The following is a 15,339-nucleotide window of genomic DNA, read 5'->3' as shown; positions in this document are numbered from 1 at the left end:
CGACACCTGTCACGGTAATTCGATGGCGTGCCCGCACCCATGCGTTCACCCTGGTCACCGTGGCAGAACCCGAGTTTCAGATCCGCGCCCGGCACACGACCGCCACGGTCACCGTCTACCAGGCGTACGCGCCGGAGATCGGCCTGCCCGCCGTTCGTCAGGGACGCTTTCCGGCAGCGTGGCAGCGGGACCGGATGACGTGGATCAAGCCGTCGTTCCTCTGGATGATGTATCGCTGCGGGTGGGGTACCAAGGAAGGCCAGGAGACCGTCCTCGCCGTCGAAATCACTCGCGAAGGCTTCGAGTGGGCCCTCGAACACAGCTGCCTGTCCCACTATCAGCGCGGGGTCCACGCCGACCAAGCCGCCTGGAAGCGGCAGTTGAGGCGAGCCCCGGCCCGGGTGCAGTGGGATCCGGAACGTGACCTGCGCCTCGAACCGCTGCCCCACCGAGCGCTCCAGCTCGGCCTCGCCGGAGAGGCCGCACACCGCTACGCCGACGAGTGGGCGGTCTCCATCACCGACGTCACCCCGCTCGCCCGCACCGTCCACGCCCACGTACGGGACGGTGACCTGGAAGCCGCTCGGCAACTGCTTCCCCCAGAGCCGCCGTACCCCGTGCCCGACGGGCTCCTCGCCCATCTGCACCGCTGAGCCGCACCACGCCGCCGCGTCCGCTCGGCGTCGAGGCGGTCCTCCCCGCTTCCCGCGGCGGTCTCTTCCCCGCTGCCCGCGGCGGTCTCTTCCCCGCTGCCCGCGGCGGTCTCTTCCCCGCTGCCCGCGGCGGTCTCTTCCCCGCTGCCGGCAGCCGTCGGGGCCGTGGCCGTCCGGGCCGCAGCCGTCCGGGCCGTGGCCTGTCCTGGCGTACGTCATGACCGGCGCCTCGGGGCGCGCTCAAGCAACTTCACTGGCCGGAAGGGACGTTGTGGCGGCCGGGTGAGATTCCGGAGGCCGGGACGGAGACCCCCGGCCGTGGTGGCAGCCGCAGTCGCAGCGCAGCGTTTCGATCGGGGGCACGCACGGCGCCGCGTTCGGGAGGCGGATTTCGCCCGGGCCTCGGCATTCCTCGCACTGGCCTGTGCGGCAGGCCGGGGCCTTGTACGGGATGGGCCTGCTCATGGGGTCGCGTCGTCGAGGCGTTGTCGGCCCAGGCGCAGTAACTCGGCCACGGCGTCCGGGCAGCAGACTCGGCCCGCCGTTTCCGGGGGCACCGACCAGTGGATGCCCGGAGGTGCGGTCCGGTCCGGGCGGGGGACGCCGAGCCAGGAGCCTCGGCCGCGGACCGTTGCCAGGAGTGAGCGCCAGTTCTCGGTCGTCTTCGGGGGTACCAGCGCGTAGTACCAGACGCCCGGGTCGCGGATCACCGGCCCGCGGAGAGTGGCGGCCAGTGCGGCGGCGACCGTGGCGTCCGCCGTTCCGCGCACCGCCGCGTGGACCAGTTCCTGTGGCATCCGTACGGCGTCGAAGACGATGCCCGTACGGAGGATCGCCGGACGGCCGTCGCGCCAGTCCTGGCCCGCCACGGCCGGCTGGGTCAGGGATGACGCCAGCCAGCGGGCGGCCGGTGTCGCTTGCTGTGCCTGCGGCTGGAGCTGTGGCTTCGCGTACGTCATGGCCTGCTGCCGACTCCTCGGATTGCGGTGGGAGTGGCATCCGGCAGCCGGGAAAGCGGGCGGCCGCGCCACGCCGTCCCGTTACGTTACGGAGCCGCGCGATCACGTACCAGGGGCGTGCCGTCCCGCTTTCCGGATCACGTAGGACGCCGCGTCCTACCCGGCCAGCCCGAGCCGGTCGGCCGGGCCCAGGACGGCGTCCCGGCGTGAGGCGCGGCCGCGCAGCTCTTCGACCAGCCGTCGGGTCGTCGAGTGGTACCGCATCCACTCCGGTGCGTCCGCCTCGGCCAGCAGCAGCGCGCTTTCGGACGCGCGGTCCCTGCCGAGGTCGTTGTAGGCCAGGGCGCGGTCGACGTGGAAGCGGGCGCGCCAGGTGGGCGGCAGCGAATCGAGGTCCGGGACGGTGCGGGCAGAGCGGATCGCTTCCTCGGGGCGCTCCGTCTCCACAAGGAAGTTGACCTTGGCGATACCCGCGTTCGTGGGCCCGAACGGCGTGGCGTAGACGAGCAGATCCTCGCCCATGCTCTCGGCCGCGCCCTTCGCCATTCTCAGCAGGTCCGCCACCGTGTCGTGTTTTTCCTGCCGTACGGCCGCCGTGGCCGCCCGCAGCAGCAGCACTCCCCACAGCGCCAGGTCCTGGGGGTCGGAGCGGAAACCCGGCTCGATTCGCTGCGCCCCGGCGAGCGCCACCCGCTCGGCGTCGGCCAGCCGCCCCTGTTCGGTGAGCGCCCACGACAGCGTCGACGCGGCCAGCGTCTTCAGATGAGGGCCGTCGCACTCCCGGATCGCGGCAAGGGAACGCTCCATCGCCGTGAATGCGGCGTCTTCCTTACCGAGTGCGGTCAGGGTGGTCGCCGCGACCTGGTAGGCGACGGCGAGTACGGAGTTCGCCGCCGCTCGGTCCCGGCCGATGCAGGCGTGAGCCGCCGTACGGGCGCCCCGGATGAGCTGAGGGAGCAGCGCCCCGGTCTCGCCCATGCAGCCGTCACGGCGCATACTCTCGGTCGACGCCATGGCCGCGCGCAGCTCCGCGAGGGTCGGCGGCTCCTCCGGGTCGGTGTCGTCGCCCAGCAAGTCGGCTACGGGGGATACGGCTTGGCGGAGTGCCAGGACGGACGGCAGGCCGTCCTCCGCCTCGTTGCCTCGAACGTGACGGGCTGTCCCACGAGATAGCCGGGCTCGGTGTCCAGCGCACGGGCCAGCGCGTTGATGCCGGCGGGCCGGGCCGTCTTGCGCCTGCCCTGTTCCGGCTTGCGTACGGCATCGACGGGCAGGACAGCCGCTTCGGCGAGTTGTTCCTGCGTCAGGTCCCGCCGCGGTCTCAGGTCCGCGAGCCGGTCTCCCAGGCTCGATTCGAATGAGTTCACTGATCCCCCCGCCAGAGGGTGGTGTCTCCCACGCTACTGCGGGCAGCCGCACCCGCGAGCCGCCGCCGGTGTGCGCGGAACGGCAGGTGGGCGTTTGCCGGGAGGGTGTCCATCCGAACGAGTGGAATCAGGCGTGTGGTACTCGCGAGCCGGGGTGTACAGGGCATTAATGAATTGTCTGCATCAACCGACGTAGGAGTTCTTTATGCGTATTCGTACCGCGCTCGCCGCCGGCGTCCTCGCCACCGCCGCCCTGCTGGGCGGCGCCGGTTCCGCTCTTGCCGCCGGTGGCCATGACCACCACGAGGGAGGCGCTGCCGCAATTGAGGGCGGCTTCGTCCATGAGGAAGGCCAGGGCTCTTACTCGAACCTCGGCGGCCCCGCCGGCATCACGCACATCAGCGGCTCGGGATCCAAGACCGCCGGAGCCTTCAAGGCGGGCGGCGTGTGGGGGCGGTAGGACCTGCTGGGCTCTGAGGTAAAGCGCACCCGCCCCTGACAACAGCCGCCTCCGCGCGCGGTGTCCTGGGCGGTCGGCTGACGGGACAGGCGGGCCGTGGCACTCCGCCTGGACGTCTGCAGCACGAGGCGGGGCTCCACCGAGATCTGGTGGAGCCCCGTTCTTGCTGTTCTTGTCCGGGTCGATGCGGCCTCCGGGGCCGCGCTGACCTTCCGGCCTACGGGAACAGCGCGATCCCCGCTATCAGCAGCACCGCGATGGCCAGGACGACGATGGCCGTTCCGGCCAGACGGTGGTGCCCACCGGGCGCTCTGTGACCGCCACCGCCGCGAGGTCGATCCTCGGGGAGTACGGGGTTTTCCGGCCGGTCGCGCGTGTAGTCCTCGAAGTCGGAGTCGGGGTAGGTACTCATGGGACCCCCTTACGAGTCTCGGAATACGAGTCTTCGGGTCTCCGGGAAAGAGCCTCCAGAGGAAGAGTCTCCGCAAAAAGACTTATAAGTAGTATATGCCCGCAAACCGGGCGGCGAAGCCTCGCGGGGGCTCCTCCGCGCCACCCCCTCCCTCACCTGCGACGCGAGCGCCGCAGGTGCCGTACGACCAGGGCCACGATCAGTACGCCCGCCGCGATCAGGAAGTACAGCTCGTACCGCTGGATGGCCGGATAGATGGTGTTCACATGCTGTCCCGCGAAGTAACCGAGAGCTGACCAGACACCGACCCACAGGGCCGCGCCCAGGACGTTGAATCCGAGGAACCGCCGCCAGCCCATCCCGCTCATACCGGCGATGATTCCGTTGGCCTGGCGCAGGCCGTCGACGAAGCGGGCGATGGTGACGATCTTGCCGCCGTGCCGGCCGAAGAACGCCTCGGCTTTCGCCACGCGCGGCGGTGTCAGCAGGACGTACCGCCCGTAGCGGGCGACCAGGCGGTGGCCGCCGAAGCGTCCGATGGCGTAGCCGACGTTGTCCCCGGCCACGGCGGCGAGCAGCGCGATCAGCACGACCACCGCGATGTTCAGCTGCCCGGTCCCGGCGTAGACGGCCGCCGCGATCAGGACCGTCTCGCCCGGGACCGGTACGCCGAAATCCTCGACGAACAGCAGACCGCCGACGGCCAGATAACCCCAGTGATCGAGGATCGGCTCCAGGTCGCCCAGCACACCGGGCAGTGGGGGCGCGGACATCGTTGCCTCCCGGAGTTCGGTGCACGGCGCGCGTACGGCCCGGCGACCTGAATCCGACGCGAATCAACACTTTACGTACCGTCGCCGTCACAACCGGCCAGACGCGGCCCGTCCGGCGTGATGGCCAGGACCCGTTCGCAGGTCCTGGCCCCGCCGTTCACCAGTCGTGGACCGTTCCGTCGGTGAGGCGGTTGACCGGCAGGTACGCCTGCTCGTACGGGAAGCGCGCGGCGGCCTCGTCGTCGAGTTCGATGCCGAGGCCCGGCGTGTCCGAGGGGTGGAGCAGGCCGTCGGTGAAGCGGTAGCTGGTCAGGAAGACCTCCAGCGTCCTGGGCGAGTGCTTCATGTACTCCTGGATGCCGAAGTTGTGCACGGCGAGGTCGATATGGAGGGCGGCGGCCATGCCGACCGGGGAGATGTCGGTGGGGCCGTGCATGCCGGACTTGACGCCGTACACCGCCGCGAGGTCGAGCAGTTTGCGCATCGCCGTGACGCCGCCGATGTGGGTGACTGCGGAGCGCACGTAGTCGATCAGCCGCTCACTGAGCAACGGGCCGTAGTCATGAAGGGAGTTGAAGATCTCGCCGATGGCCAGCGGGGTCGTGGTGTGCTGCCGGATGAGCCGCAGCGCGGTGGGGTCCTCGGCGGGGGTGGCGTCCTCCAGCCAGAACAGGTCGTACGGTTCGAGGTCCTTGCCGAGCTTCGCGGCCTGGATCGGGGTCATGCGGTGGTGGCCGTCGTGGAGCAGCGGCAGTTCGGGGCCGAACTCCGCGCGCACCGCCTCGAACACCCGTGGCATGTGGCGCAGATACGCCCGCGTGTCCCACGTCTCCTCCACCGGGCGGGACGGGCCGCCGAGGGAACGGCGCGCCGGTTCGTAGTCGTAGCGCTCGCCGCCCGCCGCGGACGACGCGGCCACCCCGTACACCGAGTCGAGGCCGGGAATGCCGGACTGGATGCGGATCGCGCGGTAGCCCTGCTCCAGGTGGGACCGTACGGAGTCGAGAACCTCCGGGATGTCGCGGCCCGAGGCGTGTCCGTACGCGAGGGCGCCGGTGCGCGAGGCGCCGCCGAGCAGCTGGTAGAGCGGCATCCCCGCGGCCTTGGCCTTGATGTCCCACAGCGCCATGTCGACCGCCGCGATGGCTGCCATCGTCACGGGGCCCCGACGCCAGTACGCGCCGCGGTAGAGGTACTGCCAGGTGTCCTCGATGCGCCCGGCGTCGCCGCCTATGAGCAACGGCGCGACGTGGCTGCGCAGATAGGCCTCGACGGCCAGCTCCCGGCCGTTGAGGGTGGCGTCGCCCAGGCCGGTGAGACCGTCCTCGGTGGTGATGCGCAAGGTGACGAAGTTACGGCCGGGACTGGTGACGATGACATCGGCTGCGGTGATCTTCATGACGTGCGTCGCTCCTGTTGCGGCAGTTGATGCGGACCGGTGCGGGCTGGTGTCGGCTCATGCGGGCCGGAGCGTACGGGTCGGTGGATGCGTACGCGATCGGTGACGGCGGACGCACGGCGGGAAGCGCCGAATCCCCGCTGCCGCAGCCATGCTGTCCTGCCTATTGAAGCCATTAATTATTAGTTTTACGTTGCTCCTGCTCGTCTGCCTTCCCTCCCCCCATATTCCCGGACCAGGAGAATGAAGTGACCAGTCGTCGGAACTTCCTCACGCTGGCGGGAGCCGGGTCCCTGGCCGCGTTCGCCGGGCTGCCCGCCTTCACCGCGTCCGCCGCGCAGCCACTCCGGCCCGCCGCCGCTCCCCTCGCGGCCGAGGACTCGTCCCTGCTGCTCCGGTATCCCGCTCCCGCCGCGCCGGACCGCATGATCCAGCAGGGGCTGCCCGTCGGGAACGGGCGCCTCGGGGGTCTCGTCGGCGGGGATCCCGGCAAGGAACTGCTGCACGTCACCGACGGCACACTGTGGACCGGCGGACTCAACGACGTACTCGACGACGACGGCCAATTCCCCTACGAGCGCGTCGGGTTCGGCTCCTTCACGCAGTTGGCACAGCTGACCGTCGAACTGCCCGAGCACTCCCTCGACGCCGTCACCGACTACCGCAGGACGCTCGACCTGGCCAACGGCCTGGTGACGGCGTCGTACGTACGCGACGGTGTGACCTACCGGCGCGAGGTGTACGCCAGCCACCCCGACGATGCCGTGATAGTCCATCTCTCCCAGAGCGGCGGCGGCTCGTACACCGGCCGGATCGATCTGGCGGGCACCCACGGCGAGTCCACCTCGGCGGACGCCTCCGACACCACCGCCTCCTTCGGCGCCTCGTTCGACAACGGGCTGCGGTACGGCGCGGCCGTGACCGCCGTCGGCCCGGACGGGACCGTGTCCCTCTCCGGGCAGGGGCTCGCCTTCAGCGACTGTACGGAGCTGACCGTCGCACTCAGCGGCGGTACGAACTACGCACCGGACCCGGCGAACGGCTACCGCGACCCGGCGACCGAGCCGCGCACGCTGGCCCGGGAGAAGGTACGCGCGGCTGCGGGCCACGCGCCCGCGGTGCTGCGGAACACGCATGTCGCCGACTACCAGGGCCTCTTCGGCACGCTGTCACTCTCGCTCGGCGCCTCCAGCGAACAGCAGCGTGGGCTCGACACCTGGTCCAGGCTCCAGACCCGGGCCGCCGAAGACGCCGCCCCCGATCCCGAACTGGAAGCCTCCTACCTCCAGTTCGGCCGCTACCTGATGATCTGCGGCTCGCGTGACAGCGTGCCGCTCAACCTCCAGGGTCTGTGGCTGGACGGCAACGACCCTGACTGGATGGGCGATTACCACACCGACATCAATGTCCAGATGAACTACTGGATGGCCGACCGGGCCGGGCTCTCCGACTGCTTCGACGCCCTCACCGATTACTGCCTGGCCCAACTGCCCTCGTGGTCGGACGTCACCGGCCGGCTGTTCAACGATCCGCGCAACCGGTTCCGTAACTCCTCCGGGAGGATCGCCGGCTGGGCCGTCGCGTTCTCCACCAACATCTACGGCGGCTCGGGCTGGTGGTGGCATCCGGCGGCGAACGCCTGGCTGTGCAACACCCTCTTCGAGCACTACGAGTACACCCAGGACCGGCAGTTGCTCGCCCGGATCCATCCGCTGCTGAAGGGCGCCTGCGAGTTCTGGGAGGCGCGGCTGATCACCACGGACGTCACCGACCCGGCCACCGGCGAGAGCCGTACGGTGCTGGTCGACGACAAGGACTGGTCGCCCGAGCACGGGCCGCAGGACGGCCTCGGAAACACCTACTCCCAGGAGCTGGTCTGGGCCCTGTTCGGCAACTACCAAGCGGCATGCGCCGAGTTGGGCACGGATGCGGACCACAGCGCGGTGATCGGCGGCCTGCGCGAGCGGCTGTATCTGCCGGTGGTCAGCCCCACGACGGGCTGGCTGGAGGAGTGGATGTCCCCGGACAACCTGGGCGAGGAGACACACCGGCATCTGTCCCCGCTCATCGGACTGTTCCCCGGGGACCGGATCGGCCTCGACGTCTCCTCCGGAGAACTCCTCTCCGGTGTACGCGCGTTGCTGACCGCGCGCGGGATGGACAGCTTCGGCTGGTCCAACGCGTGGCGGGCCCTGTGCTGGGCCCGCCTGAAGGAGGCGGAGACGGCCTACCGGCTGATCGCGACCAATCTGCGCCCCTCGGTGGACGGTTCCAACGGCACCGCCGAGAACTTCTTCGACATCTACCAGGCGGAACCGGGCCGGGGCATCTTCCAGATCGACGCCAACTTCGGTACCCCGTCGGCGATGGTGGAGATGCTGGTGCAGTCACGGCCCGGCCACATCGAGCTGCTGCCCGCACTGCCGGCGGCCTGGGCGGAGTCCGGCAGCGTCACGGGGATCGGCGCGCGCGGCGGCTTCGTCGTGGACCTCTCCTGGCACGACGGCAAGGTGGACGACCTCACGCTGCGGAGCGTCGGCGGCGGGTCCGTGACCGTGACGGCGGGCAGTGTGTCGCGCGCGGTCACGGTGCAGCGGGGCGGCTCTGTGACCCTGCGGAACTTCGCGGACCATTAGAAAACGCGGTGGAGGCCGCCGCATGCGCGGCGGCCTCCACCAGCCTCACACCTGGGCGGTCGGCCGGACGAGCATCTCGTTGACCGCCATCCGGCGCGGCCTTGTCACGATGTAGTGGATCGCGTCCGCGATGTCCTCGGAGAGCAGATTCTCCACCCCTGCGTACCACGCCTGAATGTTCTCGCGGACGCCCGGCTGAACGTGGTCGGTCAGCTCGGTCGCCACCGCGCCCGGCTCGACCGCGCTCACCCGCACGTACTTGCTCGCGAACTCCTGGCGCAATGCCTCGCTCAGCGCCGTGACACCGAACTTCGTCAGGTTGTACACGGCCGCCCCCGTGGTGGCGATCCGTCCCGCGACCGAGCTGATGTTGACCAGGTCGCTGACCCCGCGCGGCCCGTCGTCCGCCGCGTCCACCAGATGCGGCAGCGCGGCGTGGGTGACCTGGAGCAGGGCGGACACGTTCAGGTCGACCGACCGCTGCCACTCCTCCACCGGGGTGCCGATCGCGGGGCCGAGCAGCATGACACCCGCGTTGTTCACCACCGTGTCGAGCCGCCCGAAGGACTCCACCGCGCGGGCGACGACCGCGGCCGCCTCCCCGGGCGCGGTGATGTCCACGCCGAAGGCCTGCGCGGTGCCGCCCTCCGCGCGGATCCGGGCCACGAGATCATCGAGCCGGTCCTTGCGCCGCGCGACCACCGCCACCGACGCCCCCTCGGCGGCGAGCGACCGCGCCGTCGCCTCCCCGATGCCGCTGCTCGCGCCGGTCACGAGCGCGACGGTTCCGTCCAGCCGTCCAGTCATGTGCGTCTCCTTGGCTACGGTGATCCACGCCCTCAGCCAACCACCGCACCAAAGACCCCGCACCCGAGCCGGTGCGCTTCGCATCCTCCGGATCCCGGACCGTGGCCACGTTGACCTTGCCCCAGGGTCAGGGCGCACGGTCCCGTCACCGGGCCGGAAGCGGCCCGGTGACGGAGGATGGGACCTCGTGGAACTGCTCACGATCGGCGAGTTCGCGGCCCGCTCACGGCTCTCGCCCAAGGCGCTGCGCCTGTACGACCGGCTCGGCCTGCTCACCCCCGACCGCGTCGACGCGGCCACCGGCTACCGCTGGTACCGCAAGGACCAGGTCGACCGGGCCAGGCTGGTCGCGCTGCTGCGGCAGCTCGACATGCCACTGGCGCGGATCGCCGATGTCGTCGCGCTGCCGGGACCGCAGGCAGCGGCCTCGGTGACCGCGTACTGGACCGACGTCGAGGAACGCCACGCCGTGCAGAGCGCGGTGGCCGCCCATCTCCGTGACCGACTTTCCGGCAGGAGAACGCACATGTACGAGATCAAGACCGTCGACGCCCCCGAGCAGGCCGTACTGACCGAGCGCAAACACCTGCTCTCCGACGAGCTGCCCCGCTGGATCCCGGCTTCCCTGGGCCGCCTGACGACGGCGGCGTCCCAGTGCGGTGGCGTCGCGGGCATCCCGTTCGTCGCCTACTACGCCGGAGTCTCGCCCGACAGCGACGGCCCCGCCGAGTGCTGCGTCCCGGTCGCGGACGTACGGGCTGCCGAGGCCTACGCGGCGGCCAACAGCCGCACCACGACGCTCCGTGTCGAGCCGGCCCAGCGTCTGGCCTACGTACGTGTCACCAAGGCGCAGGTGGCCCATCCGCAGATCTTGTCCGCCTTCGAGGCGGTGGAGGAGTGGATCGAGCAGCAGGGGCTGACAATCGGGGGACCGTGCCGCGAGATCTACTTCGAGCCCGACTGGGACGGCGCGTCCGGGACGGACGAGGTGTGCGACGTGGCGTTCCCGGTGCTCTGAGCCGGCAGGCCTGAGCGATTACCCGCCCGCAGAGCGAAGGGGGCCGCGGAGGGGTGGTGTCCAGAACGTAAAGCGTGACTTTGCGGCGTGGACACCACCGGCCCGGTGTCCACTGCGCCCGTACACGCCGTAAATCATGCAGCGCCGGACACTTCCCCTGCACGGAACCCGGCACCAACCGCAAGCACAACGCCCCGGCCCACGACGGCGCGGAACCCGGCGCGAACCGCAACGCACAACGCCCCCGGCGAACGCCGACCCGCGCGGAACCCGACCGACCGCACCCTGCCGGACCCGCGCCGGACGACGACCCCGCACCGGACGGCGGCACGTCACGAAGACAACCCGACCCGCCCGCCGCACGGCGAAACCGCGGCTCAGCGCAGCTCCTTCGGGCAGCCCGTCCCCCTGGGCAGCTGGTACGGCGCAGCCAGGCGGTATACGCCCGGACGCGGTGCCAGCAGCTGCGTCCATTCGTCGCCGTCGTCGTTCTTCTCCGCCTTCATCAGGCAGCCGTTCGGGTTGTTGTAGATCTTGACGTGGTCCGTCTCGTCCGCCTTGGACTCCGGCGTCTCCTGCGGCGGGACGACGCTCTTGCCGTCCTTGTCGACCAGCCCCAGCCACGGCGAGTACGGGATCCGGATCAGCACCCGGCCCGCCGACTTCACGTGGATGGTCAGTTCGCCCGCGCCCGCACGGTCCACCGTGGCCGGCGGGTCGGCCATCGGCATCGGGTCCTGGACCGCGAACAGCTGCCAGTTGGCGTCGTTCCAGACGTGCGTGAGGTACGGCAGGCCCCGCTGGACCAGCTCCGCCTCCAGGCCCGCGCCCTGGTCCGGCATGCCCTTCGGCAGCACCACGTAATGCACGGCCCAGCGGTCCAGCCAGCCGCGGTAGTTTTCAGGGGTCAGGGTGTCGTCGTAGAAGAGCGGGTTGCGCTCTATGTCCGCCTGCCGGTTCCAGCCCCGGGCGAGGTTGACGTACGGCGCCAGCGCGGACGCCTCGCGGTGGCTGCGCGCCGGGACGACCTCGACGCGGCCCTTCTCCGCGCCCACGCCCTGCAACTGGTGAACCAGCGGCGCCAGCTCGCGCGTCCAGGAGGCCGCGGGAGCGGTACGGACCATGTCGTCGACGCTCTTGTAGCCGATCCAGAAGTTGAGCCCGGCGAAGGCGAGCAGCAGCGCGTACCAGCGGCGGGTGCGCGGCGCGGTGTACGGGAGGGCCGCGAGCAGCACCACGCCCCCGATGATCATCGCGAGCCGCGAGACGTTGGACCCGATCTGCGAGTCGATCACCCAGGTGAGCAGCACGCCCAGGCCGTAGACCGCCGCGCCCGTACGGACCGTACGCCAGCCCGCGGGGACGAGCAGGAACGCGGCGACCGCGAAGAGGAACGGCAGCGAGGCCGAACCGAACGACAGCGGCTGCGTTCCGGAGAAGGGGAACAGCCAGGACGAGAGCGCCACGACCGCCGCCGGGGCGAGGCCGATGGCGTAGGCGCCGGGGCGCCGTTTGTTGAGGAAGAGCGCCGCCGCGACGACGCCGAGGAACAGCCCGGCCACCGGACTCGCGGCCGTCGCGAGCCCGGCCAGCGGCGCGGCGGCGACGGCCTTGGCCCACCGCTTCGTACGCCAGCGGTGCGGCCAGCAGAACACCGCGGCGACCGCGCCCAGCGCGAACATCGTGCCGAGGCCGAACGTCACGCGCCCGGACAGCGCGTTGCAGAGGAACGCGAACACCCCGGCCATCGCGCACGCCACGGGATTACGGACCGCGGGCACCCTGACCAGGATCAGCGCGGTCAGACCGGCGGAAACGGTCCCCGCGATCATCATCGTCGTACGGACGCCGAGCACCGACATCAGGTACGGCGAGACCACGCTGTACGAGACGGGGTGCATGCCGCCGTACCAGGCGAGGTTGTACGCCGAGTCGGGGTGGCGGCCGACGAATTCGGCCCAGGCGTCCTGGGCCGCGATGTCTCCGCCGCTGTTGGCGAGGAAGAAGAACCAGATCACATGCACCACGGCGGCGAGCGCGGTGGTGAACAGGACCGGGTGGTTCTCCAGGAACGCGCGGGCGCCGGTACTGGGGGTGGGCTCGGGCAGCTCTATTCGCGCTGCGGCGCTGCCCCCGGTGCGTGCCGGATCAGTGGTGGTCACTGCGCGTCTCCACGTCTGCTGGGACGCTGTCCCGGCGTCCAACAGTTGCCTGGTTTTCTCCCGGGCGCCTGTTGCTGCCCGCTTCCGGACGCTAGCACGCGGCTACGACAAAGGGAGGGCGCCGTCGCGCGGCGCCCTCCCCGGACCGGCAGCCGGTCGTGGATACGGATCAGAAATGCGGGTCAGGAATACGGGTCAGAAATGCGTCAGCTTCGCGCCGAAACCGGGCTCGGCCAGATCGTTCTGGAGCGCGACCGGCGAGGTGACCCTGCCCGGTCCCGCGCCGACCGTCAGCCGGCCGACCACCGTGCCCGCCTTCGCCGCATTCGGGATCTTCTCGGCGCCGTCGGTCATCTCGACCGAGACCTTCAGGCTCGGCCAGCCCGCCGCCTTGAGGTCCTTGGTGGCGACCACCGGGGTCCTGCCGCCCAGGCCGTCGTCGACGTATCCGACGACCTCGCCCTTCTTCACGACGGTCTGCGCCTCAAGCACGTCCTTGACCGCGAGAAGTGCCGTCTTGCTCACCTCGTTGACGGTGTCGATGATCGGTGTTTTGTACTGGCCGAGAATCGCCCCGACGATGTACTGATCCGTGCCACCGACTTCCTGCCGTGCGGCGAAGAGCAGGTTGCCCCCGGCCTTGGTGGTGGAACCGGTCTTGATGCCGAGGGTGTCGTTGAAGGGCACCAGCGTGTTGTAGTTGCGCCAGGACTTGCCGGAAGGGTCGGTCCAGGACGGCATCTTGGTGATCTCCATCAGCGCCGGGATCTTGACCAGTTCCTGGCCCAGCTTCACCTGGTCCGCGGCGGTGGAGACGGTGGTGGCGTTCAGCCCCGAGGGGTCGGTGTAGGTGGTCTCGGTCATCCCGAGCCGTTTCGCGGCGGCATTCATCTTCTTGACGAACGCCTCTTCGGAGCCCGCGTCCCAGCGCGCGAGCAACCGCGCGACGTTGTTCGCCGACGGGATCATGATGGCGCTCAGGGCGTCCCTCTGTGTGAGGTTCTCGCCTGCCTTGATCGTGTTGAGCGTCGACTCGCCGCCCGACTCGTCGTAGCCGCCCTCCTTCTCGGCCGTCGCGTCGACCTTGATGGTGGCGCCCTTCCCGCCTGCCTTCATCGGGTGGTCCTGGAGGACGACGTACGCCGTCATCGACTTGGTCACACTGGCGATCGGAACGGGCTTCTGCTCGCCGAAGTCACCGACAGAACCCAGTCCGGCCACAGCGATCTTTCCCTGCCCCTCACCGGGCCACGGCAGCGACGGCTTCGCGCCGTCGAAGGTGAACGTGGAAGCGGCGGAGAGCGCGAGGGTGGGCGTGGGCAGCGGCCGTGTGATCTGTACGACCACGAAGATGATCAGCAGGAGCAGGACCAGCGGGGTCCAGATCTTGACCCGGCGGATGGTGGTGCGGACCGGGGTCTCGCGCGGCGGCGGTGTGTTGGTCAGCTCGGCAAGCAGGTCGAGCGGCGGCCTGGGCGGCAGGGGCTGCTGCCGGGTGCGCTCCACGCCGGTGAGGGAGGAGTCGCCGGTGGGAAGCGGTACGAAGGGGGAGCGGGAGGTGGACGCGGGCTTGGTGCCGGTGCCCGCGCTCGTGCCGGTGCCGGCGCTCGTGCCGGTGCCCGCGTCAGTGCCACTGCCGGTGCTCGTGCCCGTGCCTTCGTCGTCGCGCCGCAGCGGTATGAACGTGCTGTCGCGGCTCGGAGGCTTCGGCATCTTGAGCGCGGTGGTGGGCTGGTCAACAGTGGGCCGCTGGACAGCCTTGAGCGTGGTCGTGGGGTGATCGACAGCGGGTCCCTGGGCGCCCTTGAGCGTGGTGGTGGGCCGGTCGCCGCCTTCCTGCCGGTCCGCCGCGCCGCGCTCACCCTTGCCGGAGCCCTTGGAGCCCTCGGAGGGGCCGTCGGCGGCTTCCGGCTTCGCGTCGCCGGCCCAGGAAGGCGCCTTGCGTCCGCTGTCGTCGGTCGGCTTCGCCTCGGGAGCGTCGCCGGACTTCGCGTCGGGAGCGTCGTCCTCCGGCTTCGGCGCCTTCTCCGGCTTCCCCGGCTTCGGCGCATTCTCCTGCTTCTTCTCCTTCTCCGGGGCTGATTCCGCGGGTCCCTCGGGCCCGTCGTCCTCGCGGGCTCCGGACTCGGCGTCCGCGTCGGTCACGGCGGCTGCGTCGGTCGCCTTGTCCGGTGCTTCGTCCTGCGCCGGCTCGGGGAAACCGGTCCCGGCTGCGGATCCGTCCGAGGCGGCCGGCTTCTCCGCGTCCGCGCCGTCGTCGTCCGCGCCTTCGCCGTCCACGCTTTCGCCGTCCACGCCTTCGCTGTCCGCACCGGCCTCGCTCGCGCCGTCGTCGCTCGCGCCCGCGCCGTCAGCAGCTTCGTCGTCCGTGTCAACTCCCGGACGCCCAGAGCCCGTAACGGCGGCCGCTGACTCTTCGTCAGCCGCCTTTCCGCCCGCCGGAATCTCCTCCGGCTTTGCGGTCGCGACCGATGCAGCAGCCCCATTGCGCGGGCGTGCGCCCTCTTCGGCGGACTCCGCCGACGACACGCCCCCGGACGCCGTCCGGAGGGCCCCCGCCGGTTCCGGCTCACGGAGGATCCCGAGCCGCGGGTCGACCTCCCCCCGGGTCGTCTCCCCCGACGACTTCTGCTGCTCCGACTTACCGGGGGACTCGCCCGCCACCGTGTCTCCTTCGTGTCGCATGCGCCGTA

At 70.6% G+C, this 15,339-nt stretch carries 13 protein-coding genes; 4 read left to right on the top strand and 9 right to left on the bottom strand.

All coding sequences use genetic code 11. The features are described 5' to 3' along the window. The first annotated feature begins 59 nt into the window (after nucleotides 1-59). Complete coding sequence (locus tag ACIP6N_RS14830) at nucleotides 60-653, top strand: DUF4291 domain-containing protein (protein WP_401815708.1); 594 nt, start codon at nucleotides 60-62, stop codon at nucleotides 651-653. Between the two features lie 461 nt (nucleotides 654-1,114). Here ACIP6N_RS14830 and ACIP6N_RS14825 read toward each other — a convergent pair whose 3' ends face one another. The 3 genes from ACIP6N_RS14825 to ACIP6N_RS14815 all read right to left on the bottom strand — a co-directional run bounded on the left by ACIP6N_RS14825 (nucleotide 1,115) and on the right by ACIP6N_RS14815 (nucleotide 2,979). Next, nucleotides 1,115-1,612 carry a hypothetical protein gene (locus ACIP6N_RS14825; protein ID WP_401815706.1) on the bottom strand — a complete coding sequence of 166 codons (498 nt, stop codon included), beginning with the start codon at nucleotides 1,610-1,612 and terminating at the stop codon, nucleotides 1,115-1,117. A 156-nt stretch (nucleotides 1,613-1,768) separates the two neighbouring features. Beyond that, the gene (locus ACIP6N_RS14820; protein ID WP_401815704.1) at nucleotides 1,769-2,686 is read right to left on the bottom strand and encodes an XRE family transcriptional regulator; all 918 of its coding nucleotides are present in this window, start codon (nucleotides 2,684-2,686) and stop codon (nucleotides 1,769-1,771) included. Between the two features lie 5 nt (nucleotides 2,687-2,691). After that, nucleotides 2,692-2,979, bottom strand: coding sequence for a helix-turn-helix domain-containing protein (locus tag ACIP6N_RS14815; RefSeq protein ID WP_401815702.1), 288 nt, complete (start codon nucleotides 2,977-2,979; stop codon nucleotides 2,692-2,694). A gap of 205 nt (nucleotides 2,980-3,184) precedes the next feature. On the opposite strand from ACIP6N_RS14815, the gene ACIP6N_RS14810 reads away from it, so the two are divergent. After that, entirely contained in the window at nucleotides 3,185-3,439 is a 255-nt protein-coding gene (locus ACIP6N_RS14810; protein WP_401815700.1) for a hypothetical protein, read from the top strand. Between the two features lie 217 nt (nucleotides 3,440-3,656). Here the strand turns inward: ACIP6N_RS14810 and ACIP6N_RS14805 are convergent, their stop codons facing one another. From ACIP6N_RS14805 to manD, 3 genes are all read right to left on the bottom strand, one after another. Then, complete coding sequence (locus tag ACIP6N_RS14805; protein ID WP_401815698.1) at nucleotides 3,657-3,851, bottom strand: hypothetical protein; 195 nt, start codon at nucleotides 3,849-3,851, stop codon at nucleotides 3,657-3,659. A gap of 152 nt (nucleotides 3,852-4,003) precedes the next feature. After that, nucleotides 4,004-4,624, bottom strand: a complete 621-nt coding sequence (locus tag ACIP6N_RS14800; RefSeq protein ID WP_401815696.1) for a DedA family protein — start codon at nucleotides 4,622-4,624, stop codon at nucleotides 4,004-4,006. A gap of 157 nt (nucleotides 4,625-4,781) precedes the next feature. Next, a complete protein-coding gene (gene manD / locus ACIP6N_RS14795; protein ID WP_401815694.1) occupies nucleotides 4,782-6,023 on the bottom strand; it encodes a D-mannonate dehydratase ManD in 1,242 nt (413 codons plus the stop codon). Between the two features lie 248 nt (nucleotides 6,024-6,271). Here manD and ACIP6N_RS14790 point away from each other — a divergent pair, with 248 nt between their 5' ends. Further along, nucleotides 6,272-8,659, top strand: coding sequence for a glycosyl hydrolase family 95 catalytic domain-containing protein (locus ACIP6N_RS14790; RefSeq protein WP_401815692.1), 2,388 nt, complete (start codon nucleotides 6,272-6,274; stop codon nucleotides 8,657-8,659). Between the two features lie 45 nt (nucleotides 8,660-8,704). On the opposite strand, the gene ACIP6N_RS14785 is transcribed toward ACIP6N_RS14790, so the two are convergent. Next, the gene (locus ACIP6N_RS14785; protein ID WP_401815690.1) at nucleotides 8,705-9,466 is read right to left on the bottom strand and encodes an SDR family NAD(P)-dependent oxidoreductase; all 762 of its coding nucleotides are present in this window, start codon (nucleotides 9,464-9,466) and stop codon (nucleotides 8,705-8,707) included. A 187-nt stretch (nucleotides 9,467-9,653) separates the two neighbouring features. On the opposite strand from ACIP6N_RS14785, the gene ACIP6N_RS14780 reads away from it, so the two are divergent. Further along, nucleotides 9,654-10,484, top strand: a complete 831-nt coding sequence (locus tag ACIP6N_RS14780; RefSeq protein ID WP_401815688.1) for a MerR family transcriptional regulator — start codon at nucleotides 9,654-9,656, stop codon at nucleotides 10,482-10,484. A 377-nt stretch (nucleotides 10,485-10,861) separates the two neighbouring features. Here the strand turns inward: ACIP6N_RS14780 and ACIP6N_RS14775 are convergent, their stop codons facing one another. Together ACIP6N_RS14775 and ACIP6N_RS14770 are read right to left on the bottom strand one after the other, a co-directional pair. Next, the gene (locus ACIP6N_RS14775) at nucleotides 10,862-12,646 is read right to left on the bottom strand and encodes an MFS transporter (protein WP_401815686.1); all 1,785 of its coding nucleotides are present in this window, start codon (nucleotides 12,644-12,646) and stop codon (nucleotides 10,862-10,864) included. Nucleotides 12,647-12,841: 195 nt separating this feature from the next. Continuing rightward, the gene (locus tag ACIP6N_RS14770; RefSeq protein ID WP_401815684.1) at nucleotides 12,842-15,331 is read right to left on the bottom strand and encodes a serine hydrolase; all 2,490 of its coding nucleotides are present in this window, start codon (nucleotides 15,329-15,331) and stop codon (nucleotides 12,842-12,844) included. Nucleotides 15,332-15,339 lie beyond the last annotated feature (8 nt).

Origin of the sequence: Streptomyces sp. NPDC088725 (assembly GCF_044751305.1) — a bacterium.
In the GTDB taxonomy this organism is placed as follows: Bacteria; Actinomycetota; Actinomycetes; order Streptomycetales; family Streptomycetaceae; genus Streptomyces.
Note: the sequence above shows the minus strand (reverse complement) of the source record. Positions and strands in the feature narration are given on the sequence as shown.